The 24,324-nt window shown below is 70.4% G+C and carries 23 protein-coding genes; 14 read left to right on the plus strand and 9 right to left on the minus strand.

Annotation, left to right across the window (positions count from 1 at the left end; all coding sequences use genetic code 11):
• Nucleotides 1–25: 25 nt before the first annotated feature.
• From AC3EUV_RS14755 to AC3EUV_RS14775, 5 genes are read right to left on the minus strand one after another with little or no spacing between them, the layout of a single operon-like run.
• Entirely contained in the window at nucleotides 26–1,036 is a 1,011-nt protein-coding gene (locus tag AC3EUV_RS14755; protein WP_432140888.1) for a glycine betaine ABC transporter substrate-binding protein, read from the minus strand.
• Nucleotides 1,033–1,923: an ABC transporter permease gene (locus AC3EUV_RS14760; protein ID WP_432140887.1), complete on the minus strand. Its 891-nt coding sequence runs from the start codon at nucleotides 1,921–1,923 to the stop codon at nucleotides 1,033–1,035. The genes AC3EUV_RS14755 and AC3EUV_RS14760 overlap by 4 nt, the downstream gene beginning before the upstream one ends.
• A complete protein-coding gene (locus AC3EUV_RS14765) occupies nucleotides 1,920–3,194 on the minus strand; it encodes a betaine/proline/choline family ABC transporter ATP-binding protein (protein ID WP_432140886.1) in 1,275 nt (424 codons plus the stop codon). Before AC3EUV_RS14765 ends, AC3EUV_RS14760 begins: the two co-directional genes overlap by 4 nt.
• Nucleotides 3,187–3,834, minus strand: a complete 648-nt coding sequence (locus tag AC3EUV_RS14770) for an ABC transporter permease (protein WP_432140885.1) — start codon at nucleotides 3,832–3,834, stop codon at nucleotides 3,187–3,189. The genes AC3EUV_RS14765 and AC3EUV_RS14770 overlap by 8 nt, the downstream gene beginning before the upstream one ends.
• Nucleotides 3,835–3,848: 14 nt before the next feature.
• Nucleotides 3,849–4,316 carry an Lrp/AsnC family transcriptional regulator gene (locus tag AC3EUV_RS14775; protein WP_018091280.1) on the minus strand — a complete coding sequence of 156 codons (468 nt, stop codon included), beginning with the start codon at nucleotides 4,314–4,316 and terminating at the stop codon, nucleotides 3,849–3,851.
• A gap of 129 nt (nucleotides 4,317–4,445) precedes the next feature.
• On the opposite strand from AC3EUV_RS14775, the gene hppD reads away from it, so the two are divergent.
• The 8 genes from hppD (at nucleotide 4,446) to AC3EUV_RS14815 (ending at nucleotide 14,041) form a co-directional block, all read left to right on the plus strand.
• The gene (gene hppD / locus AC3EUV_RS14780) at nucleotides 4,446–5,600 is read left to right on the plus strand and encodes a 4-hydroxyphenylpyruvate dioxygenase (protein ID WP_432140884.1); all 1,155 of its coding nucleotides are present in this window, start codon (nucleotides 4,446–4,448) and stop codon (nucleotides 5,598–5,600) included.
• 80 nt (nucleotides 5,601–5,680) lie between these two features.
• Nucleotides 5,681–7,045, plus strand: coding sequence for an FAD-binding oxidoreductase (locus AC3EUV_RS14785; RefSeq protein ID WP_432140883.1), 1,365 nt, complete (start codon nucleotides 5,681–5,683; stop codon nucleotides 7,043–7,045).
• Between the two features lie 257 nt (nucleotides 7,046–7,302).
• On the plus strand, nucleotides 7,303–8,130 hold the full coding sequence (locus AC3EUV_RS14790; RefSeq protein ID WP_435603095.1) for an FAD binding domain-containing protein: 828 nt from the start codon (nucleotides 7,303–7,305) through the stop codon (nucleotides 8,128–8,130).
• Nucleotides 8,127–10,853, plus strand: a complete 2,727-nt coding sequence (locus tag AC3EUV_RS14795) for a molybdopterin-dependent oxidoreductase (protein ID WP_435603096.1) — start codon at nucleotides 8,127–8,129, stop codon at nucleotides 10,851–10,853. Before AC3EUV_RS14790 ends, AC3EUV_RS14795 begins: the two co-directional genes overlap by 4 nt.
• Nucleotides 10,850–11,821 (plus strand): antibiotic biosynthesis monooxygenase, encoded by a 972-nt coding sequence (locus AC3EUV_RS14800; protein ID WP_435603097.1) that lies wholly within the window; start codon nucleotides 10,850–10,852, stop codon nucleotides 11,819–11,821. The genes AC3EUV_RS14795 and AC3EUV_RS14800 overlap by 4 nt, the downstream gene beginning before the upstream one ends.
• 66 nt (nucleotides 11,822–11,887) lie before the next feature.
• The gene (locus AC3EUV_RS14805; RefSeq protein ID WP_432140879.1) at nucleotides 11,888–12,211 is read left to right on the plus strand and encodes a hypothetical protein; all 324 of its coding nucleotides are present in this window, start codon (nucleotides 11,888–11,890) and stop codon (nucleotides 12,209–12,211) included.
• A gap of 9 nt (nucleotides 12,212–12,220) precedes the next feature.
• Entirely contained in the window at nucleotides 12,221–12,514 is a 294-nt protein-coding gene (locus tag AC3EUV_RS14810) for a ribosomal protein L7/L12 (protein ID WP_435603098.1), read from the plus strand.
• Between the two features lie 81 nt (nucleotides 12,515–12,595).
• A complete protein-coding gene (locus AC3EUV_RS14815) occupies nucleotides 12,596–14,041 on the plus strand; it encodes a dihydrolipoyl dehydrogenase family protein (protein WP_432140877.1) in 1,446 nt (481 codons plus the stop codon).
• A 116-nt stretch (nucleotides 14,042–14,157) separates the two neighbouring features.
• On the opposite strand, the gene AC3EUV_RS14820 is transcribed toward AC3EUV_RS14815, so the two are convergent.
• The gene (locus AC3EUV_RS14820) at nucleotides 14,158–14,634 is read right to left on the minus strand and encodes an SsgA family sporulation/cell division regulator (protein ID WP_435603099.1); all 477 of its coding nucleotides are present in this window, start codon (nucleotides 14,632–14,634) and stop codon (nucleotides 14,158–14,160) included.
• Between the two features lie 236 nt (nucleotides 14,635–14,870).
• Between AC3EUV_RS14820 and AC3EUV_RS14825 the strand changes: the two genes are divergently transcribed.
• Both AC3EUV_RS14825 and AC3EUV_RS14830 read left to right on the plus strand, forming a co-directional pair.
• A complete protein-coding gene (locus AC3EUV_RS14825) occupies nucleotides 14,871–16,409 on the plus strand; it encodes an RDD family protein (protein ID WP_435603100.1) in 1,539 nt (512 codons plus the stop codon).
• Between the two features lie 90 nt (nucleotides 16,410–16,499).
• Nucleotides 16,500–17,345: an RDD family protein gene (locus tag AC3EUV_RS14830; RefSeq protein ID WP_432140874.1), complete on the plus strand. Its 846-nt coding sequence runs from the start codon at nucleotides 16,500–16,502 to the stop codon at nucleotides 17,343–17,345.
• Here the strand turns inward: AC3EUV_RS14830 and AC3EUV_RS14835 are convergent.
• Nucleotides 17,337–17,669 (minus strand): hypothetical protein, encoded by a 333-nt coding sequence (locus AC3EUV_RS14835; RefSeq protein WP_432140873.1) that lies wholly within the window; start codon nucleotides 17,667–17,669, stop codon nucleotides 17,337–17,339. The two genes, AC3EUV_RS14830 and AC3EUV_RS14835, sit on opposite strands and share 9 nt — an antisense overlap.
• A gap of 397 nt (nucleotides 17,670–18,066) precedes the next feature.
• Between AC3EUV_RS14835 and AC3EUV_RS14840 the strand changes: the two genes are divergently transcribed.
• Nucleotides 18,067–20,457, plus strand: coding sequence for an immune inhibitor A domain-containing protein (locus AC3EUV_RS14840; RefSeq protein ID WP_432140872.1), 2,391 nt, complete (start codon nucleotides 18,067–18,069; stop codon nucleotides 20,455–20,457).
• Nucleotides 20,458–20,579: 122 nt separating this feature from the next.
• A complete protein-coding gene (locus AC3EUV_RS14845) occupies nucleotides 20,580–20,966 on the plus strand; it encodes a hypothetical protein (protein WP_432140871.1) in 387 nt (128 codons plus the stop codon).
• Between the two features lie 8 nt (nucleotides 20,967–20,974).
• Here AC3EUV_RS14845 and AC3EUV_RS14850 read toward each other — a convergent pair whose 3' ends face one another.
• Nucleotides 20,975–21,571, minus strand: coding sequence for an isochorismatase family protein (locus AC3EUV_RS14850; protein ID WP_435603101.1), 597 nt, complete (start codon nucleotides 21,569–21,571; stop codon nucleotides 20,975–20,977).
• Between the two features lie 172 nt (nucleotides 21,572–21,743).
• Nucleotides 21,744–23,072, minus strand: a complete 1,329-nt coding sequence (locus tag AC3EUV_RS14855; protein WP_435603102.1) for a nicotinate phosphoribosyltransferase — start codon at nucleotides 23,070–23,072, stop codon at nucleotides 21,744–21,746.
• 152 nt (nucleotides 23,073–23,224) lie between these two features.
• Between AC3EUV_RS14855 and clpS the strand changes: the two genes are divergently transcribed.
• Nucleotides 23,225–23,578: an ATP-dependent Clp protease adapter ClpS gene (gene clpS, locus AC3EUV_RS14860; RefSeq protein WP_018091297.1), complete on the plus strand. Its 354-nt coding sequence runs from the start codon at nucleotides 23,225–23,227 to the stop codon at nucleotides 23,576–23,578.
• The gene (locus AC3EUV_RS14865) at nucleotides 23,575–24,168 is read left to right on the plus strand and encodes a DUF2017 domain-containing protein (protein WP_387241866.1); all 594 of its coding nucleotides are present in this window, start codon (nucleotides 23,575–23,577) and stop codon (nucleotides 24,166–24,168) included. Before clpS ends, AC3EUV_RS14865 begins: the two co-directional genes overlap by 4 nt.
• Nucleotides 24,169–24,324: the final 156 nt, after the last annotated feature.

Genomic DNA, 24,324 nt, shown 5'->3' on the forward strand with positions numbered 1-24,324 from the left:
CCGGACGCCCCCGGGACGCTCCTCCTCATCCCTCCTTGATGAACCCCTCCCGCACCAGCCAGTCCTTGGCGACCTCGTGCGGGTCCTCGCCGTCCACGTCGACCTTGCGGTTCAGCTCCTGGGCGACGGTGTTGTTGAGGGCCTTGGTGACCGGGGCCAGCACCTTCGCGATCGCCGGGTACTTCTTCAGGGCCTTGGCGTTGATCTCCGGGGCGACGTTGTAGTTGGGGAAGAAGTGCTTGTCATCGGCGAGGACGTGCAGATGCATCGCCTTGATCCGGCCGTCGGTGGTGAAGACCTCGCCGAACGCGCAGGTGCCCTTCTCCGTCTCGGTGTAGACGACACCGCCGGTCATCTTGCGGACATTGGCGGAGGGCACGTTCATGCCGTACGCCCGCGCCATGCCCGGCAGACCGTCGTTGCGGGTGGCGAACTCGTTCTCCACGCACATCGTCACGGCGCCGGGGTTCTTGTGGGACAGCGCCGCGACCTCGGAGAGGTTGTGCACCCCCAGCTTCTTGTAGTTCGCGGTGTTCAGCGCCAGCGCGTAGGTGTTGTTCAGCGTCGAGGGCGGCAGCCAGACGATGCCGTTCTTCGCGTCCTCGGCGCGGACCGCCTTCCACTGCTCGTGGGGGTCGACGATCGGCTTGGTGTGGCCGAGGTAGGTGATCCAGCCGGTGCCGGTGTACTCGTACGCGGCGTCCGCCGTGCCGGACCGGACGGCCTCCCGGGCACCGATCGACCCCTGGATACTGGTCTTGTCGATGACCAGGGCGCCGGCCGCCTGGAAGACCAGCCCCATGATCTGGCCGAGGATGATCTGCTCGGTGAACTCCTTCGAGGTCACGGTCAGATGCGCCCCGGTGAGCGGGCGGTCCGGATAGCCCGCCTTCGGGCCCGGCAGCACGTTGTCGCTCATCGCACTGCCGCTGACCAGGCCGCATCCGCCGAGGACGACCGCGGCGAGCAGGGCGACGGCGAGCCGGGCGGCCGGGCGGCGCCGGGTGCGGCGGGCCGGGCGGGGGTGCCTGCTCATGCCGTCACCTCCAGACCGCGCGGGCGGAGCAGCAGCTCGGCCAGCGAGGCCAGCCATTCGACCAGCAGGGCGAGCGCCACGGTCAGCACCGAACCGAGGATGAGTACGGGCATCCGCTGGGTGACGATCCCCGCCGAGATCAGGTCCCCGAGGCCGCCGCCACCGCCGAAGGTCGCCAGCGTCGCGGTGCCGACGTTCAGCACCAGCGCGGTCCGGACCCCGGCCAGGATCAGCGGTACGGCCAGCGGGAGCTCGACCTGGGTCAGCACGCCGGTGGGGGACATGCCGATGCCCCGGGCGGCCTCGGTCAGCGTCGGATCGATACCGCGCAGCCCGGCGATGGTGTTGGCGAGCACCGGCAGTACGGCGTAGATGACCATGCCGACGATCGCCGAGCGGGCACCGATGCCCAGCCAGATCACCAGCAGCACCAGCAGACCCAGGGCGGGCACCGCCTGCCCGAGGTTGGCGAAGGCCATCGCGACCGGGGTGGCCCGGCGGAGCTTGGACCGGGTCAGTGCGATGCCCAGCGGGATCGCGATGATCAGTACGAAGAAGGTGGAGATCGCGGTCAGCTGGATGTGCTGGCGCAGTGCCAGCCACACCTTGCCGTTGTCCACCGCCTGATGGGCGATGGAGTCCAGCCGGGCGCCGCGGAACCACAGCCAGGTGGCGAGCAGCGCGAGCACCAGGAAGGCCGGCATGAAGGTCCACTTCTGCCAGCTGATCCGGCGCACCCCGGCCCGTGCGGACGGGGCCGGCGCCTCACCGGCGGCCAACTCCCGCTGCTCCATTTCGACTTCGTCCTTGAAGGCCAGCGCCTCGTGGTCACTCGGCTGCCGCCCGGACCGGCGCGGGGGCTCCTCGCTCCCGCCGCGGGGGCTCATGCGGGGCCTCCCGGGCCGCCCTCGGGACCGCCCGTCCCGGCCAGGCCCTCCTGCTCCATCTGGGTCTGGCGGGCGCGCCGCTCCTGGAGCTGGTGCTGATGCTCGATTGCTTCGAGGCGGTCGGCCTCCAGCAGCTCATGGACGTTGTTCATCAGCGTCGCCATGTCGACCACGCCGATGTACTCGCCGCGCCGCCCGGTGACCGTGACCCGGCCCGCGCTGTCGGTGAGCACCGCCTCCAGGGCGTCGCGCAGTGTCGCGTCCCGGGACACCGTGTGCTGGACCAGGGTTCCGGCCCGGGCCAGCGATTCCCTGGCGCGGGCCAGGTCGCCGCGGCGCAGCCATTTGTACGGGCGGCGGTTGCGGTCCAGCAGCAGCAGTTCGTTGTGGGAGCCGGAGCGCAGCCGGTCGAAGATGGTCTCCAGGGGGTCGTCGAGGCCGGCGGTGGGGAAGTCGACCACGCCCACGTCCCGTACGCGGGTCAGGTTCAGCCGCTTGAGTGCCGCCCCGGCGCCCACGAAACCGGAGACGAAGTCGTCCGTCGGGTTGGTGAGGATGGCTTCGGGGGTGTCGAACTGGGCGATGTGCGAGTGCTCGCGGAGCACCGCGATGCGGTCGCCGAGCTTGATGGCCTCGTCGAAGTCGTGGGTGACGAAGCAGATGGTCTTGTGCAGCTCGTGCTGGAGCCGGATCAGCTCGTCCTGGAGGTGGTCGCGGGTGATCGGGTCGACGGCGCCGAACGGCTCGTCCATCAGCAGGACGGGCGGGTCGGCGGCCAGCGCGCGGGCCACGCCGACCCGCTGCTGCTGGCCGCCGGAGAGCTGGCGCGGATAGCGGCCGTGGAATTCGCGCGGGTCCAGGCCGACCAGGTCGAGCATCTCCTCGACCCGGTTGCGCACCCGGCTCTTGGACCAGCCGATCATCTTCGGGACCTGGCCGATGTTCTGGGCGACCGTCATGTGCGGGAAGAGGCCGGACGCCTGGATGGCGTAGCCCACCCTGCGGCGCAGCTTGACCGGGTCCATGTCGGTGACGTCCTCGTCGCCGATCCGGATCCGCCCGTGGGTCGGCTCGATCAGCCGGTTGATCATCTTGAGGCAGGTGGACTTGCCGCAGCCCGAGGGCCCCACGAAGATCACGATCTCGCCGGCCTTGACCTCCAGATTGACGTTGTCCACCGCGGGGCTGGGGTTCCCCGGGTAGATCTTCGTCAGGTTCTCCAGATGGATCCTGGCCCCGGAGGCCGGGGTGGTCTCGGTCGTCTCAGGCACGGATCCCCCTGGAGATGGTCAGTCGTCCGATCAGGACGTAGGCGGCGTCGAAGAGAAGAGCGAGGATGGCGATCCCGAGGGTGCCGGAGAGCACCTGGTTGAGGGAGTTGGCGCTGCCCAGCGAGGCGATCCCGCGGAAGATCTCGTTGCCCAGGCCGGGGCCGGAGGCGAAGGCGGCGATGGCGGCGATGCCCATCAGCATCTGGGTGGCGACCCGGATGCCGGTGAGGATGGGCGGCCAGGCCAGCGGCAGTTCGACGCGGAAGAGCTGGGTGGTGCGTGACATCCCGATGCCCCGGGCCGCGTCGACCAGGTCCGGGTCCACCCCGCGCAGCCCGACGATGGCGTTCCGGACCACCGGCAGCAGCCCGTACAGGGTCAGGGCGATCACCGTCGGGGGGACGCCGAGGCCGACGATCGGGATCAGCAGACCGATCAGGGCCAGGGAGGGGATGGTCAGGATGGTGGCGGTCGAGATGGTGGCGAGGTTGCCCGCCCACTCGCTGCGATAGGTCGCCACCGCGATGCAGACCCCCAGCACGGTGGCCAGCACCATGCACTGGAAGACGGCGCTGGCGTGCTGATATGTGTCCGTCAGCAGCTGGGCGTGCCGGGTGCCGACGTACTCCCAGAAGCTCACTCGGTCTCCTCGGTTCAGTCTCCCGATGCTTGTTTCACCAGCGGGATGATCCGCAACGGAACCGGATTTTCCATCACGATTGCCGTCGAGGCCCGCACGATGCCATCAAAGCCCACAACCCGGTCGATCACCCGCTGCAGATCGGCGTTGGAACGGGCCACGAGCCTGCACAGCATGTCCCCATGTCCCGTCGTTGTATGCAGCTCCAGCACCTCGGGAACGGTCGTCAAGTGGGCGCGTACGTCATTACCTTGCCCTTGTTTGATCTCCAGCGTGGCAAAAGCGGTCACGGGATAGCCGAGTGCCGCCGGGTCCACCTCCGGTCCGAAGCCCCGGATCACTCCATTCGACTGAAGCCGGTCGAGCCGGGCCTGGACCGTGCCGCGCGCCACCCCCAGCCGCCGGGACGCCTCCAGCACCCCGATCCGCGGCTCCTCGGCGAGCAGCTCCAGCAGCGCCCCGTCCAAATGATCGATCGCCATCGGCCGTCCCTTTGCTTTTGATGGTCATCATGTACAGATAGCCCGGCGATGCCGTCGCTTCGCTAGGCATAATGCCCAGAGGATCCGCGAACTATTGCGCACCTTGTGGATCGGAGAGACTCTGCGGCCATGGCAGACACCACGATGCACCCTCAGCCCACCACCCCCGGCGCGACCCGGCAGGCGGACCCCTTCCCGGTCAAGGGGATGGACGCGGTCGTCTTCGCCGTCGGGAACGCCAAGCAGGCCGCGCACTACTACTCGACCGCCTTCGGCATGAAGCGCGTCGCCTACTCCGGTCCGGAGAACGGCAGCCGGGAGACCGCGAGTTATGTGCTCGAATCCGGTGGCGCCCGGTTCGTTTTCACCTCCGTCATCAAGCCCACCACCGAGTGGGGCCACTTCCTCGCCGACCATGTCGCGGCCCACGGCGACGGCGTCATCGACCTCGCCATCGAGGTCCCGGACGCCCGCGCCGCCTACGAGCACGCCGTCGCCCAGGGCGCCACCGGCCTCGTCGAGCCGCACGACCTCAAGGACGAGCACGGCACCGTCGTCCTCGCGGCCATCGCCACTTACGGCAAGACCCGGCACACCCTCGTCGAGCGCACCGGCTACGACGGCCCCTACCTGCCCGGCTTCACCGCCACCGAGCCGCTGGTGGAGACCGGCCCGCGCCGCTTCCAGGCCATCGACCACTGTGTCGGCAACGTCGAACTCGGCAAGATGAACGAGTGGGTGGCCTTCTACAACAAGGTCATGGGCTTCACGAACATGAAGGAGTTCGTGGGCGATGACATCGCCACCGAATACAGCGCGCTGATGTCGAAGGTCGTCGCCGACGGCACGCTCAAGGTCAAGTTCCCGATCAACGAGCCCGCGATCGCGAAGAAGAAGTCGCAGATCGACGAGTACCTGGAGTTCTTCGGCGGCCCCGGCGTCCAGCACATCGCGCTGGCCACCAACGACATCGTCGCCAGCGTCCGGGCGATGCGGGCCTCCGGGGTGGAATTCCTGGACACCCCCGACTCCTACTACGACACCCTCGGTGAGTGGGCCGGTGAGACCCGGGTGCCGGTGGAGACGCTCCGCGAGCTGAAGATCCTGGTCGACCGGGACGAGGACGGCTATCTGCTCCAGATCTTCACCAAGCCGGTCCAGGACCGGCCGACCGTGTTCTTCGAGATGATCGAGCGGCACGGCTCCATGGGCTTCGGCAAGGGCAACTTCAAGGCCCTCTTCGAGGCGATCGAGCGGGAGCAGGAGCGGCGCGGCAATCTCTGAAGCCCTGCGGCCCGACCGTCCCAGCCCCGTGGGCCGTACACGATCTTCCGTGTGCGGCCCGCGGATGCGAGGCTGAGGGTATGGACCTCATCGCACGTCTGCGCGCCGGGCTCCCGGGTGAAGCGATCCTCACCGACCCCGACATCACCGGCTCCTACGCCAACGACATGGCGAGCTTCTGCGAGGCCGGGACGCCCGCCGTGGTCGTGCTGCCGCGCACCGTCGAGCAGGTCCAGCACATCATGCGGACGGCCACCGAGCTGCGGGTCCCGGTCGTCCCGCAGGGCGCGCGTACGGGGCTGTCCGGCGCCGCCAACGCCTCCGACGGCTGCCTGGTGCTCTCGCTGGTCAAGATGGACCGGATCATTGAGATCAATCCCGTCGACCGGATCGCGGTGGTCGAACCCGGTGTCATCAACGCCGTGTTGTCCCGCGCGGTGAACGAACACGGTCTCTACTACCCGCCGGATCCCTCCAGTTGGGAGGAGTGCTCCATCGGCGGGAACATCGGCACCGCGTCCGGCGGCCTGTGCTGCGTCAAATACGGCGTCACCGCCGAGTACGTCCTCGGCCTGGACGTGGTCCTCGCCGACGGGCGGCTGCTGACCACCGGCCGGCGCACCGCCAAGGGCGTCGCGGGCTACGACCTCACCCGGCTGTTCGTCGGCTCCGAGGGCAGCCTGGGCATCGTCGTCCGCGCAGTGCTGGCGCTCAAGCCGGAGCCGCCGCAACAGCTCGCGCTGGCCGCCGAGTTCCCCTCCACCGCGGCGGCCTGCGAAGCCGTCTGCGAGATCATGGCCCGCGGTCACGCCCCCGCGCTGCTGGAGCTGATGGACCGGACGAGCATCCGCGCGGTCAACGCCATGGCGCAGATGGGCCTCCCCGACAGCACCGAGGCGCTGCTGCTGGCCGCCTTCGACACCCCCGAGCCGGCCGCCGACCTCGCCGCCGTCGGCGCGCTGTGCACCGCGGCCGGCGCCACCGAGGTCGTGCCCGCCGAGACCGCCGCCGAGTCCGATCTGCTGCTCCAGGCCCGCCGGCTGACGCTGACCGCGCTGGAGAAGGTCAAGTCCGCGACGATGATCGACGATGTCTGCGTCCCGCGCTCCCGGCTCGCCGAGATGCTCGACGGCACCGCCGCCATCGCCGAGAAGTACGGCCTGACCATCGGCGTCTGTGCCCACGCGGGGGACGGCAACACCCACCCCACGGTCTGCTTCGACGCCGCCGACCCGGACGAGTCCCGCCGGGCCCGCGCCTCCTTCGACGACATCATGGCGCTCGGCCTCCAGCTGGGCGGCACCATCACCGGTGAGCACGGGGTCGGCGTCCTGAAGAAGGAGTGGCTGGCGCGCGAACTGGGGCCGGTGGGGCTGGAGTTGCAGCGCGGCATCAAGGACGTCTTCGACCCGCTGGGCATTCTCAACCCGGGCAAGCTTTTCTGAAGTGCACGGAGTTTGCTGAAGTCCACCGGAATTTTGCCGCCGCGTATTTTACCTGTGGTCGTCAGCACGCGCAGAAAGAGCGCGCTCCCGCCGATGTCCTGACGTGGCGGGGCCGGGCCCTTCTGCCTATCCTGAACGAGAATTACCGCGCCCGACGGTCCCTTCATGAGAAGCCCGACCGCAGCGGCCAATACCGGGATTCCGCCGCTCGATGATGCCCGCGCGCACGATTTTCGTCGTGAGGGAGAGCAATTCCCATGGACCTCCACACCATCACCGAAGTCGTCCGCCGCCCGGCCGCCCGGCCGGGCGCGGACTGGCACCCGGGTGATGCCTGGCTCGCCGGCGGCACCTGGCTGTACTCGGTGGAGCAACCGGAGCTGCGCCGCCTGATCGATCTGACGGCGTTGCGCTGGGATCCGCTCGTCCCGAGCGAGGCGGGCCTCGGCATCGGCGCGACCTGCACCATCAGCGACCTGTATGCCTGTGCGCTGCCGGCGGAGTGGAGCGCGGCCCCCCTTTTCACCAAGAGCTGTGAGGCGTTCCTGTCCTCGTTCAAGGTCTGGAGCGCGGCCACCGTCGGCGGCAATATCTGTATGTCCCTGCCGGCCGGCCCCATGATCACGCTGACGGTCGCACTGGAGGCGCGGTACGAACTCTGGGCCGCCGACGGGTCCGCCCGCACCGTCGATGCCCTCTCCTTCGTGACCGGCAACAGCGAGAACATTCTGGCCCCCGGGGAAATTCTGCGGCGCATCGACATTCCCGCGCACGCCCTGCGGAAACGCACCGCGCACCGCCGCTTCTCGCTGACCCGACTCGGCCGTTCGACGGTCTTCCTCATCGGTACGCAAACGCCGGGAACGAGCGATCTGCTGCTCACCGTCACCGCCGGCACCACCCGGCCGGTACGCATCGGCTTCGCGACCCTGCCCGATGACCGGACGCTGCGGCAGCGCATCGATGACCTCCCCGCCGATATCTGGTTCGACGATCCGAACGGGACGCCCGGTCACCGCCGGCACCTGACCCGGCATTTCGCCGAGGAAATCCGTCGCGAATTCATGGCGGGGAGCCCGGGATGACCTACCGCGTGAACGGCAAGAGCTTCGACCGGGAACCGGACCCCGGTCAGTGCCTGCGCACCTTCCTCCGCGCACTGGGCCACTTCGGCGTCAAAAAGGGGTGCGACGCGGGCGATTGCGGTGCCTGCACGGTATGGCTGGACGGCGCTCCCGTACACAGCTGTATCACCCCCGCCTTCCGCGCGGACGGCCATGAGGTGACGACGATCGAAGGGCTCGGCGCACCCGGCAATCTGCATCCGGTGCAGCGGCAGTTCCGCGACGCCCCGGGATTCCAGTGCGGTTTCTGCACCGCGGGAATGATCATGACATCGGCCACCTTCACCGAGGCCCAGAAAGCGGACCTGCCACGGGCGTTGAAAGGCAACCTCTGCCGTTGCACCGGCTACCGGGGCATCGAGGACGCCGTGAACGGTGTGGTCGGTGTGGCGAAGGCCGCGCCGGGAAAGGCCGTCGGCACGAGCGTCAGCGCGCCCGCGGCCGAGGACGTGGTGACCGGCCGGGCCGCCTTCACGATGGACACCCACCTCGACGGCATGCTGCACCTGAAGGTGCTGCACTCGCCCCACGCACACGCCCGGATCGTCTCGATCGACAAGACCGCCGCACTCGCGGTCCCCGGCGTGCACCGGGTCTACACCTGGGAGGACGTGCCGCGCAGACGCTTCACGACGGCGATCCACACCGACCATCTGGTGGATCCGGACGACACCTGCCTCCTCGACCGCACGGTCCGCTTCGTCGGCCAGCGCGTCGTCGCGGTCCTGGCCGACACCGTCGGGGCGGCGGAGGAGGGCTGCCGCCGGGTCGCCGTGGAGTACGAGGTGCTGCCGGCGGTGTTCGACGCCGAAGAGGCCATGGCCGACGGGGCGCCACAACTGCACGAGGCGGTCGATCCGTTCGTCCTGGACCCCGTCCACAACACCCTGGTCGAGATCCACTCACAGATCGGCGATATCGACGCGGGATTCGCCGAGGCGGACGTGATTCACGAGGGCACCTACTTCTCGCCGCGGGTGCAGCACGCGCACCTGGAAACCCATGGCTCGATCGCCTGGATGGAGAACGGCCGGATGAACGTCCGCACCAGTTCGCAGTCACCGTCGATCGCCAAGGTCAAACTGGCCCATCTGTTCGCGCTCCGTCCCGACCGGCTCCGGGTGTTCTGCGCACGCGTCGGCGGCGGCTTCGGCGGGAAACAGGAAGTGATCTCGGAGGATCTGGCTGCGCTCGCCACTCTCGACACCGGGCGGCCGGTCTGCTTCGAATACACCCGGGAAGAGGAATTCACCACCGCCTCGCCACGGCATCCCATGACGCTGACGGTCAAGCTCGGCGCGACGGCGAGCGGAAAGCTCACGGCGCTCCAGGTCCGCAATGTCTCGAACACCGGCGCTTACGGCAACCATGCCGGCGAAACGCTGTACGCGGGCGGCGCCGCCGTCATGATCTACCGCTGCCCCAACAAGAAGTACGACGCGTTCTCCGTCTATACCAACACCGTGCCGAGCGGGGCCCTGCGCGGTTACGGGATGACCCAGCCGGCCTTCGCCGTGGAATGCGCGATGGACGAACTCGCCCGCGCCCTGCACATGGATCCGCTCGAACTGCGCCGCCGCAATATCGTGCGGCCGGGCGATCCGCTGCTTTCCATGGACGAGGGCCCCGACGACGTGGTGTTCACCGAGGACGGGCTCGCCGAGTGCATCGACCTGGTGGATGCGGCAATGGCGCAGCACGCCGGGGAGCCGCCCCCCGGTCCCGGGTGGCTGGTCGGGGCCGGCGTCGCGAGTTCCCTGCACGAGACCGCGCCGCCGACCGAACACCTCTCGGAAGCCTGGGTGACGCTGGGCGACGACCTCGTGTACGAACTCGCCGTCGGCACCGTGGAATTCGGTGAGGGCACCTCGACCGCGCATGTCCAGATCGCGGCCCACCAGCTGGGCACGACGCCGTCGCGGATTCGTCTGGTGCAGTCCGACACCGACCGCACGGGATTCGACACCGGTGCCTTCGCGAGTGCCGGCCTGTTCGTCGCGGGCAATGCGGTACTCCGCGCGGCGAATGCCGTCCGCGACCGCATCCTGGAATTCGCCGCCGCCCACACCGGCGTCCATGTCGTGATGTGCTCGATGGATGACGACGGTGTCGTCTGCGGTGACCGGCGGGTGCCGCTGGCGGAACTCGTCGCCACCGCCCGGGCGCGCGGCATCCGCTTCTCCGCCGCCCGTAAGGCCTATGGCTCACCCCGCAGCGTCACCTCCAACGCGCACGGATTCCGTATCGCCGTCCATCCGGTCACGGGTGAGATCCGCATTCTTTACAGCGTGCAGGCGACCGATGCCGCCGTCATCATCAACCCCGCGCAGGTCCGGGGCCAGGTGGAAGGCGGGGTCGCCCAGGGAATCGGCTTCGCCCTGACCGAGAACCACCATGTCGACGCGCACGGCGTCATGGCCAACCCGAACTTCCGCAATTACCGCATCCCCACCTACGCCGACATTCCCCGCACGGAGGTGCTGCTGGTGGATTCCTCGGATTCCGTCGGGCCCCTGCGGTCGAAGGGCATCGCGGAGTGCTGTATCAATCCGGTGGCCCCCGCGCTGGCGAACGCGCTCCACGACGCCACGGGCGTCCGCTGCCGCGCCCTGCCCCTGACACCGGAACGGATCTACCGGCAGCTGAGCGAAATCCGGCCGGTGACGACGGAGCTGAGCACATGACCACCGAAAAGCCGGGCGGCGCCGAGGCGACGGTCATCATCGGACAGCAGGTCCGCGCCGGACTGGAGCGGGAATTCGAGGCGTGGCAGGAGGACGTCAATGCCGCGGCCGCCGGTTACGCGGGTTTCCTCGGCGCCGAGATCTCCCGGCCGACCGCCCTGCAACCCGACTGGGTGGTGGTCTACCGCTTCGACTCGATCGCCCACCTGCAAGCGTGGATCAACAGCGCCACCCGGCAGCGCTTTCTCGACCGCGGCCGGAAATACCTCGACGGCCCGGCGACCCAGCAGGTCGTCAGCGGCGGCACCCAGCCGCCGGACCCGCTGGTGACCGTCGTCGTCACCCACCGCGTCCACCCGGACCAGGTCGATGCCTTTCTCGCCTGGCAGCGCCGGATGGACGAGGAGGAGAGCGCCTTCGAGGGCTTCCGCGGAACCGAACTGTTCCGTCCGGTCGAGGGCCTTCAGGACGAATGGACCACGCTGTACCGCTTCGACAGCGCCGAGCACCTCGACGCCTGGCTGACCTCAGGCCGGCGCAAGGAAGTCCTCGCGGAAGGCGAGAAGTTCCACGACTTCCGTATGCGCACGATCGACAACTCGTTCGGCAGCTGGTTCGCCTTCGAGGAGAACGGCAGGGAAGCGCCGCCGCCCTCGGAGACCAAGACCTCCGTCGCGGTCTGGGTCGGCCTCTACCCGACCGTGGTGCTGCTGACGCTCGCCCTGTCACCGGCGCACCTGCCGCTCTGGCTGAACCTGCTCATCGGCAACCTGCTGTCGAGCTTCATCATGAGCTTCCTGACCATGCCCTTCTATGTGAACCCGCTGCTGCGGCGGTGGCTGCGGCCCCGCCCGGACGCACCGCCGGCGAGGACAAACCTCGTCGGACTCGGTCTCGTCGCCGGGGTGATGGTGTTCTGGGCCGCCGTCTTCTTCCTCATCACCACCCAGATCTGGCATCTGCCCTGACCCGGCGGGCCGCCCGGACCGCGACCCGGATGTACACGGCAGGGGCAGGGACGGTTGACTGCCCCCATGACGATCAACGATCCGCACAGACCCGGCGAGGGCATGGTCACCTTCCGGGTGACCGGCCAGGGCGTCGACGACATCACCTACGCCGTCCAGGCACCCGGGGACTCCGGCAGCGAAAAGCAGGTGACCCGGCCGGAGTTGCCGTGGTTCGTGGTGACCGACGCGCGCGGGGTGGGCGCCATGCCGATGCTCACCCTCACCCTCGACGGGCCGGACGCCCATGCCGAGTGCGAGATCCTTACGGACGGCGCACCGGCCGTCCGCGGCACCGTGCACGGCCCGGCCGCGACTGCCGTGTTCATGGCACGTGCCGCCGCCTCGTAAAGTGCCGTCATGGATTCCGTTCTCCCCGTAGTCATCACCCTTCTCGCGCTCGCCGCCGTCATGTTGATCTCGGCCACCGACCGCCGCGCCAAGACGCTGGAGCGCCGCCTCCACCGGCTGGAGAGCAAGGTGGACCTGCTGCTGGCGCACGCCGGCCTGGAGGAGCCGCAGCCCGCCCGGATGGCCGAGATCGACCAGCTGCTGTCGCAGGGCAAGAAGATCCAGGCGATCAAGGTGCACCGCGAAGTCACCGGCTCCGGACTCGCCGAGGCCAAGGAAGCGGTCGAACGCCGGATGCGCTGACGGCCCGTTGGGCTGAGGATGGCCAGAAGGACCGCCGGGCCCCAGCGGGCCACCTCATGCCCACGCAGGAAGCGAGAGCCGATGGCAGCGACCGAAGCGACCAAAGCCGCTGATGAGGCGTATGACGTCATTGTGCTGGGAGCGGGGCCGACCGGGGAGAACCTCGCCGACCGGGCGCATGCCGCCGGGCTGAGCGCGGTGATCGTGGAGAGCGAACTGGTCGGCGGCGAATGCTCCTACTGGGCGTGTATGCCCAGCAAGGCCCTGCTGCGCCCGGTCACCGCCCGCTCCGAGGGCCGCCGGGTGCCCGGCCTCAAGGACGCCGTGGACGTCCCCCTGGACGCGCCCGCCGTCCTCGCCCACCGCGACGCCTTCACCTCCTACTGGAAGGACGACGGGCAGGTCCGCTGGCTGGACTCGGCCGGTATCGACCTGGTGCGCGGCCAGGGGCGGCTGGCCGGGCCCCGCCGCGTGGTCGTCGACGGCGGCCGGGTGCTCACCGCCCGGCACGCGGTCGCGGTGTGCACCGGCAGCCGCGCGGTGCTGCCCCCCATCCCCGGGCTCGCCGAGGCCAGGCCCTGGACCAGCCGCGACGCCACCAGCGCCAAGAGCGTGCCGGGCCGTCTTGTGGTGGTCGGCGGCGGTGTGGTCGGCGTCGAGATGGCCACCGCCTGGCGGGCCCTGGGCGCCTCCGTGACGCTGCTGGTCCGCGGTGACGGGCTGCTGCCCCGGATGGAGCCGTTCGCCGGCCACCTCGTCGCGGAGTCGCTCGCCGAGGCCGGGGTCTTCCTGCGGACCGGTGTCGAGGTGCGCGAGGTACGCCGGGAAGCCCCGGGCGGCCCGGTCACCGTCCTGCTGGACTCCGGCGACGAGATCGTCGCCGATGAGCTCCTGATCGCCACCGGCCGGGCCCCGCGCACCGAGGACATCGGCCTGGACACCGTCGGACTGCCGCACGGCTCCTGGCTGGACGTCGACGACAGCCTGCGGGTGAAGGGGGTGACCGGCGGCTGGCTCTACGGCGTCGGCGACGTCAACCACCGCGCCCTCCTCACCCACCAGGGCAAGTACCAGGCCCGGATCGCCGGGGCCGCGATCGCCGCGCGCGCCCGGGGCGTCCCGATCCTGGAGTCCGACCCCTGGGGCGCGCACGCCGCCACCGCGGACACCCGCGCCGTCCCGCAGGTCGTCTTCAGCGACCCGGAGGCCGCCTCGGTGGGCCTGACCGCCGCCGCGGCCGAGAAGGCCGGATACCGCACCCGGGTGGTCGACCAGGACCTGACGTCCGTGGCCGGGGCGTCCCTGTACGCCGACGGCTACCGCGGCCGGGCCCGGATGGTCGTCGACCTGGACCGCGAGGTGCTGCTCGGCGCCACCTTCGTCGGCTTCGGCGTCGGAGAGCTGCTGCACTCCGCGACGGTCGCGGTGGCCGCTGAGGTCCCCATCGAGCGGCTGTGGCACGCGGTGCCCTCCTACCCCACGATCAGCGAGGCGTGGCTGCGGCTGCTGGAGGCCTACCGGGGCTGAGGCACCGCCGGGCCGTACGGCACCGGGCGCCGCCCGCGCCCGGCGCCGCGGCGCGCCCCGGCCCGGCTGCCGCCTCGTCAACCCCCGTACCCCGGTGGCCCGTTCGCCCGCCACCCTTACGCCGCGGGGTCCGGGGACTCGTCCGTGGGCCAGGGGCCGCCCGGCCGCAACTCGTCCCCGGACGCCATCGCGAACAGCGCGCTCAGCCCTTTGTCGAGGCCCAGATGCCGGTGCTCGGACCCCGGCGGGACCACCCGCAAAGTGCGCTCCAGCCATGCCGAGACCGCCGCGGCCGGCGCCTCCAGCAGGGCCTGCCCGTCCGGCGAGTCCAGCGCTATGCAGACCAGGCTGCGGCCGGCCGGCTTCGCCGGCCACACCCGCACATCGCCGTCACCGCACGGCCGGAAGACGCCCTCGATCAGCAGGTCGCGGGCGAACGACCAGCTGACGGGGGAGTCCGAACCGATGTGAAAGGTGACATGGGCGGCGTACGGGTCGTCCGTCCGGTACCTCAGCCGGGCCGCCACCGGAATGCTGTGCTCCGGCGAAAGGACCAGGCCCAGCTCCAGCTCTCTTTCCACCACGGTGTACATGAGGTCCGCCTCTCTTCGCTCCCTGCGGGCCCCGAGAGCGGTCCCGCACGGAGAGAGAGCCGCCGATCGCCGGACTCTTACGCGACTTCGTACAACTTTTTTCCCGCGCCTCTTCCAGGTGGTCGTCGGCGGGCACCGGCCCCGTCGGAACCCGGGGTCTGATAGATGTGGACGCCGCGTTGCGGCAGACTGCACCCCACACCCACCAGGCCGAGTACAGATACGGGACTTCGGATATGAGCGCCCCTACCTCAGGATCCGCCGGCGGTAGCCCCACGCCAGGCTTCTACCCGGACCCGTCCATCCCCGGCTACATCCGGTACTGGAACGGTGCCGCGTGGGTGCCGGGCACCAGCCGGCCCGCCCCCGCCGAGGGCGAGGCGATGCCCGTCCCACCGCCGGGTGTGGCCCCGTCGCCCGCCCCCGCCGTCGAGGAGACCGGCCCGGTCTTCTTCGACGAGGAGGAGGCGGCCGGCGGCTCCGCGGTGCCCGCCGTACGCCAGAGCGGCGAGTCCGCCCCCGCGAGCTGGGACGACCCGGCCCGGCTGCACGGCACCAGCCCCGAGTCGGCCGCCGCCTGGCAGGCCGACGCCTCCCGGCAGGCCGGTTTCGGCGGGGAGCCCGACCGCCGGATCTCCTGGGGCTCGCCGGACCAGGCCCCCGCCGGTACGCCGTCGGGCGCGGCCTCTTGGGGCGCGGTGCCGCCGCAGCGTGAGGGGCAGGGGGCGGACGCCACGGCCGGCGAGGTGCCCGGCGCCTCCTCGCCTGGCCCGGGGGTCCCGTCCGACGGGACGGTCGCCATCCGTGCCGTGAACCCGGCCGCCCGCCGCGGCAACTCCGGCGACCAGGGCACCACCGCGATCCGCGCGGTACGGCCCGAGGGCGGCAAGCCCGCCAAGGGCAACGAGACGATGGCGATCCGCGTCGCGGGCGGCGGCCGGACCCCGTCCGCCGCGCCCGATGACGCCGCCCCGCAGTCGCTGCCGGCCGGCGGCGACCGCCCGCAGAACCGTGCCGCCGCGCAGAGCCCCGCCCCGCAGACGCCGGCCCAGCAGAGCCCCGCGCCGCAGCATCCCGCCCCGCAGAACCCCGCTCCGCAGAACCCGGCCCCGCAGGCCCCGGTGCAGCAGCAGCCCGGACGGCAGGCGGCCGCACCCGCCGCCGGTGTGCCGCCGCAGGGCGGTGCCGCGGCGGCCCCGCCCGGTCCGCAGGGCGCGGACGCCGACGGGGTCATCCCCTGGAAGCCGCCGGCCGCCGCCGACCCCTTCGCCGCCATGGCGCAGGCCGCGCAGGGCCACCCGGCCGGTCTCGGCCGCCGGTTCGCGGCCCGGCTGATCGACACGCTGGTGCTGGGCGCGCTCACCGCCGCGGTCGCCGTCCCCATGTGGAGCACGGTCACCGACCACCTCGACGCCAAGGTCGAGGCGGCCAAGCAGTCCGGCCGCCAGGTGACGGTCTATCTGGTCGACGGCACCACGATGCCGGTCTTCGCCACCATCCTGGCCGTCCTGCTGATCGGCGGTGCGCTCTACGAGGCGCTGCCGACCCTCAAATGGGGCTGCACCCTGGGCAAGAAGCTGTGCGGCGTACGGGTCCTCGACATCGAGAGCCACGACACCCCGACCCTCGGCGCCGCCCTCAAGCGCTGGTTCCTCTACAGCGTGCTCGGCGTCCTCGCCGTCGGCGTACTGAACGTCGTCTGGTGCCTGTTCGACCGGCCGTGGCGCCAGTGCTGGCACGACAAGCTGGCCCGGACCTTCGTCGCGTCCGGCTGACCGCCGCGCGGGGCGGTCAGCCACGGCGGCCGTTCCCCCGAACGGACCTCGCCGGATGCGGCGGGCCGCGAGATGGCGTCGACTCGGGCCATGAGCACCGACCAGCCCCGGCCCGGCCCCGGTGAGCCGCCGGAGAACGATCCGTTCCAGAAGCCGCAGGAGCCCCCCGCGGGCGAGGCCCCCCGCAACAGCGCGCCCCGGGAGGACGGCTCGCCCCGCAACAACGCGCCGCACGGCGGCGGTTCGGGCGGCGGCGGTACGGGCGGTGAAGGCGGTGCGCCGCCGCCCCCGGAGGGCACGCCGCCGCCCGGTGGCACCCCGCCGTCCTGGGGCACCCCACCGCCCGGTGGCACCCCGCCGCCCGGTGCCGGCGGCCCGTACGCGGGCGGCCCGTACGGCGGTGGCCCGTATGCCGGGGATCCCTACGGCGGGCAGTACGGAGTGGCCGATCCGCTGGCCGGGATGCCGCCGCTGGCGAACCGCGGCCGCCGGCTCGTGGCGCGCATCATCGACGCGATCATCGTCGGGGTGCCGGTCTGGCTGGTCATGACCGCGATCGTCGGCGGGGTGGACTTCTTCACCACCGACGGTGACATGGCCGGCCGGCAGTCCACGGTCTCCGGCGTGACCTTGCTGGTGTATCTGATCTACGAGGGCCTGATGCTCAGCAGCCGCGGCCAGACCGTCGGCAAGATGGCCATGAAGATCCGGGTGGCGATGCTCGCGGACGGGTCGATCCCGCACGGCCAGCCCGGCTGGGTGCGGGCCGCGGTCTATTCGCTGCCGGAGATCATCCCGTGCTGTGGCTTCATCTTCTGGCTGATCAACGTGCTGTGGTGTACCTGGGACAAGCCGTATCAGCAGTGTCTGCACGACAAGGCGGCGAAGACCGTGGTGGTGTCCACGGAGACGGGGCCGGCGACCGGCTCAGCGTGAGTGTTCGCCGATCCGGGCCTCACCGGCGCCGGCCGACCGGGCCAGGCCGCTCCAGGCGGCGGACCGGGGGCGCTCGGACGGCGGGCGAACGGCCTCCAACGGGGCGGGCGCCGGCCCGTTCCGTACGACATGCCGGCGGACCACCCGCGACACCCCGGGCATCGGCACCGTCATGGCGACCAGCAGCCCGAGCCCGAGCCCGGCGATGGCGATGACCGCGACCCCGATGCCGGTCTCCGTCTGGGAGAGCAGCAGCATCGCGAGGGTGGAGAAAAAGACGGTGGCCGAACCGTAGGCGAGCTGTGCGGCGGTCGGACGAGGCATGGCGGATCCGTCCTCGGAGGGTCGGCAGGGGGGTGTCGGTCAAGGCGCGCCGGAAAAGGAGCCTACGGTCGTAATTGCCCGAGCGGAACGCCGGGTAAGCGTGACCTAACCCACGGTTCGGGGCACAGGGGGCGCACAACGCCGTCGTGACTTTCCGGGCAGCCGGACGTCATGGCTGCTGGGAGCGGGGGCGCATGCCCGGCGGGCATATACACCGGGCCCCTGCCCGGCAATTCCGCGCGCGACAGTACGCCGCTGCGCGATGTCCGATAGCCGCAACTCGCGGACCGAGTAACGTACTTCGCTGACGTGCCCAAGTCAAGATCTGTCTTTTTCATCGTACTTCCGGTCGAATGCCCTCGAACAGTGACCGGTTCGATGGGGAGGACAGCGCCAAGTGAGAGACAGCAGAAGGGTGTTCAGATCGGCCGCCCTGGCCACGGCAATCGCCGCGATCGGGGCGGCCGCTTTTTCTTCGGGGGTGGCGGCGGCCGACGCACAGGGACCGTCGCCGGTCGCCAAGCGTCATGACCCGGCTCCCGAGCGGGCCGTGGACCACGACCTGAAGGGCCCGTTCACGGCCCGGCAGGCGGCCCAGCGCAAGGAAGCGCTCCAGCAGGTCATCTCCGGCGACGCCAAGGTGACCGAGCGGAACGGCTCCCGGGTCGTCAAGCTCGGCAAGAGCAAGTATGTCGAGCTGGCCCGGCAGAAGACCGACAAGATCTTCACCGTCCTCGTGGACTTCGGCGACAAGGTCGACGACACCACAATGTTCGACCCGGACGGCGACGGCCCCAAGCCCCCGGTGAAGAAGTACGGCGGCGACCCCGGCCCGGCGCACAACCAGATAGCCCAGCCGGACCGTGCGAAGGACAACAGCACGGCCTGGCAGAAGGACTTCAACCAGAAGCACTTCCAGGACCTCTACTTCTCGCACGACAAGAAGAAGCAGTCCCTGGCCAAGTACTACGAGAAGCAGTCCTCGGGCCGCTACTCCGTCCAGGGCGAGGTCTCCGACTGGGTCAAGGTCGACTGGAACGAGGCCCGTTACGGGTCCAACTACTGTGGCCAGACCAACTGCTCCAGTGCCTGGGACCTGATCCGCGACGGCGTCAACCAGTGGGCCAAGAACCAGAAGGCGGCCGGCCGCACCGACGCGCAGATCAAGACCGACCTCGCCAAGTACGACCAGTGGGACCGCAACGACCACGACGGCGACGGCAACTTCAACGAGCCCGACGGCTACATCGACCACTTCCAGATCGTGCACGCCGGTGAGGACGAGTCCGCCGGCGGCGGGGTCCAGAAGACCAACGCCATCTGGGCGCACCGCTGGTACGCGTACGGCACCGACGCCGGCAAGACCGGCCCCGCGGCCAACAAGGCGGGCGGCACCCAGATCGGCGACACCGGCATCTGGGTCGGCGACTACACGATGCAGCCGGAGAACGGCGGACTCGGCGTCTTCGCCCACGAGTACGGTCACGACCTGGGCCTGCCGGACGAGTACGACACCTCCGGCACCGGCGAGTCCTCCGTGGACTTCTGGTCGCTGATGTCGGGCGGCTCCTGGCTCGGCACCGGCAAGGACTCCATCGGTGACCTGCCCGGCGACATGAGCGCCTGGGACAAGCTCCAGCTGGGCTGGCTCAACTACGGCAAGGCGAAGGCCGCGAAGAAGTCCACCCACACGCTGGGCGTCGCCGAGTACAACACCAAGAACAAGCAGGCGGTGGTCGTCGAGCTGCCGGCCAAGGCGGTCAAGACCGACATCGTGCAGCCCGCGGAAGGCTCCAAGCAGTGGTGGAGCAACATGGGCGACAACCTCAAGAACACCCTGTCCCGGCCGGTGGACCTGACCGGTAAGGCCAAGGCGTCGCTGACGCTCAAGGGCTGGTGGGACATCGAGAAGGACTACGACTACCTCTACGCCGAGGTGTCCACCGACGGCGGCAGCAACTGGACGGCCCTGGACGGCACCGCGGCCGGCAAGGCCATCCCGCGCGACGGCAGCGACAAGCCCGCGCTGACCGGCACCGTGGCCGCCTACCAGGACCTCGTCTACCCGCTGGACGCCTACGCGGGCAAGAAGATCGACCTGCGCTTCCGCTACCAGACCGACGGCGGCGCGGCCCAGAAGGGCTTCGCGGCCGACACCGTCAGCGTGGTCGCCGACGGCAAGCCGCTGTTCAGCGACAACGCCGAGGGTGACGACAACGGCTGGACCGCCAAGGGCTTCTCGCGCCTCGGCGCGTCCTTCACCAAGGACTACCCGCAGTACTACATCGCCGAGAACCGGCAGTACGTGTCGTACGACAAGACCCTCAAGGTCGGCCCGTACAACTTCGGCTGGACCACCGCCAAGCCGGGCTGGGTGGAGCACTTCCCGTACCAGAACGGTGTGCTGATCTGGCTGTGGGACACCTCGCAGGCGGACAACAATGTCGGCCAGCACCCGGGCCACGGGCAGATCCTGCCGGTCGACGCGCACCCGAAGGCCGAGCACTGGGCGGACGGCAAGCTGATGCGCAACCGCTTCCAGTCCTACGACTCGACCTTCACGCGGTTCCCGACCGACGCGCTGACCCTCCACCGGGACGGCAAGCAGGTCAAGATCACTTCGAAGAAGGGCGTGACGCTCTTCGACGACCGGCACGGCGTCTACTACGACAAGGCGAACCCGACCGGTGCGGTGATCGTCCCTGACACCAACACCCGGATCAAGATCACCAAGGAGGCCCGGGACGGCTCCACGGTGACGCTGCGGGTCGGCTCTGCCGGTAAGTAAAAGGTAAATCCGCAGGTCAGATGCTGTTCGGCCGTCGCCCACTAGCGGGCGGCGGCCGATTAGCGTTTAGATGCGTTCTACAGTTCCTTGTTGACGCGAAGTCTCACGGGGGAGATATGAAGATGTCCGGTGGTGGTTTCATCAGGCTTCCCGGCGGAAGCGTGGTGGTCGCCCTCTCGCTGCCCAGGCCGCCGCACGGCGCCCGGGCCGGCCTCTACGACTGCGGTTGCCGGGTCCGGGTCCTGGTCCACGCCGTGAACCGCCAGCGCGCCCTGACCAGGCTGCGCAACCTCGGTCTGCGGTCCGTCTACCTGCGCGGCAACACCGAGCCGCCCACGCCCGACGAGATCACGGCCGTGCTGCACCATCCCGACGGCCTGGTCTGGCGCGAGGCCCCGGAGGACGACACCGAGTCCTGGCATCCCATACGGGCGCTGCTGCGGCCCCAGCCGGCCCGTCCCTCGGCGGAGACCGGGCCGGCCGGGGGGAACGAACGTCCGGCCGCCTGACGGGCCCCTCAGGCGTCGATGAGGACCGGTTTGCCGGTCAGCTCGGCGCCCGCCGCGCGCAGCTCCGCCAGCGCCCGCTCGGTGCTGTCCGCGGCCACCCCGGCGGTCAGATCCAGCAGGACATGGGTGCGCAGCCCGGCGCGGAGCGCGTCCAGGGCGGTGGCGCGGACACAGTGGTCGGTGGCGATGCCGACCACATCGACCTCGCTGACGGAGTGCGCGCGGAGCCAGTCCGCCAGCGGGGTCCCGTTCTCGTCCACGCCCTCGAAGCCGCTGTACGCGGAGGTGTGGGCGCCCTTGTCGAAGACCGCGTCGATGGCACCGGAGGCGAGCGCCGGGGCGAAGTTGGGGTGGAACCCGCTGCCCTCGGTACCGGCCACACAGTGCACCGGCCAGGAGTTCTTGTAGTCCGGGGTGGTGGAGAAGTGATCGCCGGGGTCGATGTGGTAGTCCCGGGAGGCCACGACATAGCGGTAGCAGCTGCCGGCCGCCTGGCCCACCAGATCGGTGATGGCCGCCGCGACATCCGCACCTCCCGCCACCGCGAGGCTGCCGCCCTCGCAGAAGTCGTTCTGTACATCAACGACGATCAATGCCCGGTGCATGGTGCGTGCCTTCCGGCTGGGAATCGGGGAGGGGCGCGAGTGGTGGTGTGACCGAGGGTAGCCACTGGGAGGGGATTGCGGGAGTGGGTCGGCGCCCGGTGGGACGGCGGGCGCCGGGCGCGGCATACGGCGGCCGCCGCCCGGCTCCCCGCGCCCCGTCGGCGGCGCCCGCTCAGACGTACTCGGTGGGCAGCACCGGCTCGCCGCGGGAGAGCTGGGTCGCCGACAGCGGCAGCGCGGCCCGGGCGGCGATGTGCCGGTCGCGGGCGGCGTCCAGCGGCTCGCGGGCCACCACCGTGCCGGCGTGCACCAGCGGCACCAGCAGCTGCCGGTCGGCCAGCTCGGCGGGGACCGGCCCGGTGCCGATGACCTCGGCCTCGGCGACGCCGTCCGCGTCCAGCCGGCGCGCGGCCCACTTGCGTCCGCCGAGCGAGGTCTTGGCGCCCATCGACTTCTTCGCGACCGGCCGCAGCGGCGCGCCGGGCTCCTCGCTGTCGGCGCGGGCGACCAGCTTGTAGACCATCGAGCAGGTCGGGTGCCCGCTGCCGGTCACCAGCTGGGTGCCGACGCCGTACGCGTCCACCGGGGCGGCGGCCAGCGAGGCGATGGCGTACTCGTCCAGATCGCTGGTGACCACGATCTTCGTCTTGGTGGCGCCCAGCTCGTCCAGCTGCTGGCGCACCCGGTGGGCGATCAGCAGCAGATCGCCGGAGTCGATCCGTACGGCACCGAGCTCCGGGCCGGCCACCTCCACGGCGGTGCGCACCGCCTCGGTGACGTCGAAGGTGTCCACGAGCAGGGTGGTCCCGCTGCCGAGGGTGTCGACCTGCGCGGTGAAGGCGTCCCGCTCGGTGTCGTGCAGCAGGGTGAAGGCGTGCGCGCTGGTGCCGACGGTGGGGATGTGGTAGCGGAAGCCGGCCGCCAGGTCGGAGGTGGTGTGGAAGCCGCCGACGTAGGCGGCGCGGGACGCGGCCACCGCCGCCAGCTCATGGGTGCGGCGGGCGCCCATCTCCATCAGCGGGCGGTCGCCGGCCGCCACCGCCATCCGGGAGGCCGCCGCGGCCACCGCGGAGTCGTGGTTGAGGATCGAGAGGATCACCGTCTCCAGGAGCACCGCCTCGGCGAAGGTGCCCTCGACCCGCATGACCGGGGAGCCGGGGAAGTAGACCTCGCCCTCCGGGTAGCCCCAGATGTCGCCGCGGAAGCGGAAGCCGGCCAGCCACTCCAGGGTCGGCTCGTCGAGGATGCCGCGCTCGCGCAGGAAGCCGAGGATGGTCTCGTCGAAGTGGAAGTTCTCCACCGTGTCCAGTACCCGGCCGGTGCCGCCCACCACGCCGTAGCGGCGGCCCTCGGGCAGCCGGCGGGTGAAGACCTCGAAGACCGAGCGCCGCTCCGCGGTGCCGGACCGCAACGCGGCCTGAAGCATGGTGAGTTCGTACTGGTCGGTGAAGAGCGCAGTCGACGGCACGGCCACCGGCAGCCCCAGGTCTGCTGTGTTCATGGGGACGATGCTACCCCTGATACTCGTCACTCTGACGATAGTGCTCCGTGAGGCACAAAAGACCGCCCGATGGCGCCCCGCGCGGCTCGCCGACGCGGCCCGCGCGAGGGGCATTTGTGCGTCGTCCGCCCCCGGGTGGCAGCATGGGGCCTGTGAGCGCCCACCCGTCACCCACGACCACGCTCCGGCCGCATCGCTGCACGCTCAGTGTCCCGGTCGAGATCGAACGTCCCGAGTCGAGCGAGGCTCCCTTCGAGGTCCCCGAACCCGACGTCCCGTGGGTCACGATCGTCCACAACGACCCCGTCAATCTCATGAGCTATGTCTCGTACGTCTTCCAGTCGTACTTCGGCTACTCCAAGGACAAGGCGCACCAGTTGATGCTCGACGTCCATCACAAGGGCCGCGCGGTGGTCTCCAGCGGCAGCCGCGAGGAAATGGAGCGCGACGTGCAGGCGATGCACGGCTACGGCCTGTGGGCGACCCTCCAGCAGGACCGCCGATGAGCGGGCACTTCGAGCCGCTGCCCGACGGCGGCGCCGCCGTTCCGCTCGACGAGGTCGAGATCTCCATCCTGCGCAGCCTCGCGGTCCAGCTGATGGAGCTGATCGGTCCGGGCGAGGAGGCCGGGGAGAGCGAGAGCGACGATCTGCTGGCGTCGGTCTTCAACGACGGTCCCAGCGAGCCGCCCGCCGACCCGGTCCTGGCCCGCTTCTTCCCCGATGCCTACGGCGGGCCCGACCTCGTCCCCGACGACGACGTCCGCGCCGCCTCCGCCGAATTCCGCCGCTACACCGAGAACGATCTGCGCTCCCGCAAGCGCGAGGACGCTCTCGCGCTGATCCGTGCGCTGGACACCCTGGCGCCCGAGGGCGGCAGTGCGGAGCTGCGGCTGAAGCCCGCCGAGTGCCGGCAGTGGCTGGGGGCCCTCAATGACCTCAGGCTGGCCATCGGGACGCGGCTTGAAGTCACCGATGAGGAGGACGGTGGCGAGCTGCTGCGGCTGCCGGACAGCGACCCCCGCAAGCCGATGGTGATGGCATATCTCTGGCTCGGCGGCCTTCAGGAGACGCTCGTCGAGTCACTGATGGGCTGAAATTCGGGCGTACCACCCCGGGAATTCGCCGAGTGTTCGCTCAGCGGATGCTCAAATCCGGATAACGATCACGTCACTGGCCCCGTGCGCCTTGCTGTTGTTTGCGCAACTTGTCCTGTTTTCCCGCTGGTTCGGTTCGCGCCACCCGTAGTCGAT

This window comes from Streptomyces sp. bgisy130 (assembly GCF_057708345.1).

What these genes read in the sequence shown, in the direction of transcription:
- AC3EUV_RS14755 (WP_432140888.1), bottom strand. Translation starts at nt 1,036, where the DNA reads ATGAGCAGGCACCCCCGCCCGGCCCGCCGCACCCGGCGCCGCCCGGCC.
- AC3EUV_RS14760 (WP_432140887.1), bottom strand. Translation starts at nt 1,923, where the DNA reads ATGAGCCCCCGCGGCGGGAGCGAGGAGCCCCCGCGCCGGTCCGGGCGG.
- AC3EUV_RS14775 (WP_018091280.1), bottom strand. Translation starts at nt 4,316, where the DNA reads ATGGCGATCGATCATTTGGACGGGGCGCTGCTGGAGCTGCTCGCCGAG.
- hppD (WP_432140884.1), top strand. Translation starts at nt 4,446, where the DNA reads ATGGCAGACACCACGATGCACCCTCAGCCCACCACCCCCGGCGCGACC.
- AC3EUV_RS14785 (WP_432140883.1), top strand. Translation starts at nt 5,681, where the DNA reads ATGGACCTCATCGCACGTCTGCGCGCCGGGCTCCCGGGTGAAGCGATC.
- AC3EUV_RS14790 (WP_435603095.1), top strand. Translation starts at nt 7,303, where the DNA reads ATGGACCTCCACACCATCACCGAAGTCGTCCGCCGCCCGGCCGCCCGG.
- AC3EUV_RS14795 (WP_435603096.1), top strand. Translation starts at nt 8,127, where the DNA reads ATGACCTACCGCGTGAACGGCAAGAGCTTCGACCGGGAACCGGACCCC.
- AC3EUV_RS14800 (WP_435603097.1), top strand. Translation starts at nt 10,850, where the DNA reads ATGACCACCGAAAAGCCGGGCGGCGCCGAGGCGACGGTCATCATCGGA.
- AC3EUV_RS14805 (WP_432140879.1), top strand. Translation starts at nt 11,888, where the DNA reads ATGACGATCAACGATCCGCACAGACCCGGCGAGGGCATGGTCACCTTC.
- AC3EUV_RS14810 (WP_435603098.1), top strand. Translation starts at nt 12,221, where the DNA reads ATGGATTCCGTTCTCCCCGTAGTCATCACCCTTCTCGCGCTCGCCGCC.
- AC3EUV_RS14815 (WP_432140877.1), top strand. Translation starts at nt 12,596, where the DNA reads ATGGCAGCGACCGAAGCGACCAAAGCCGCTGATGAGGCGTATGACGTC.
- AC3EUV_RS14820 (WP_435603099.1), bottom strand. Translation starts at nt 14,634, where the DNA reads ATGTACACCGTGGTGGAAAGAGAGCTGGAGCTGGGCCTGGTCCTTTCG.
- AC3EUV_RS14825 (WP_435603100.1), top strand. Translation starts at nt 14,871, where the DNA reads ATGAGCGCCCCTACCTCAGGATCCGCCGGCGGTAGCCCCACGCCAGGC.
- AC3EUV_RS14830 (WP_432140874.1), top strand. Translation starts at nt 16,500, where the DNA reads ATGAGCACCGACCAGCCCCGGCCCGGCCCCGGTGAGCCGCCGGAGAAC.
- AC3EUV_RS14835 (WP_432140873.1), bottom strand. Translation starts at nt 17,669, where the DNA reads ATGCCTCGTCCGACCGCCGCACAGCTCGCCTACGGTTCGGCCACCGTC.
- AC3EUV_RS14845 (WP_432140871.1), top strand. Translation starts at nt 20,580, where the DNA reads ATGTCCGGTGGTGGTTTCATCAGGCTTCCCGGCGGAAGCGTGGTGGTC.
- AC3EUV_RS14850 (WP_435603101.1), bottom strand. Translation starts at nt 21,571, where the DNA reads ATGCACCGGGCATTGATCGTCGTTGATGTACAGAACGACTTCTGCGAG.
- AC3EUV_RS14855 (WP_435603102.1), bottom strand. Translation starts at nt 23,072, where the DNA reads ATGAACACAGCAGACCTGGGGCTGCCGGTGGCCGTGCCGTCGACTGCG.
- AC3EUV_RS14865 (WP_387241866.1), top strand. Translation starts at nt 23,575, where the DNA reads ATGAGCGGGCACTTCGAGCCGCTGCCCGACGGCGGCGCCGCCGTTCCG.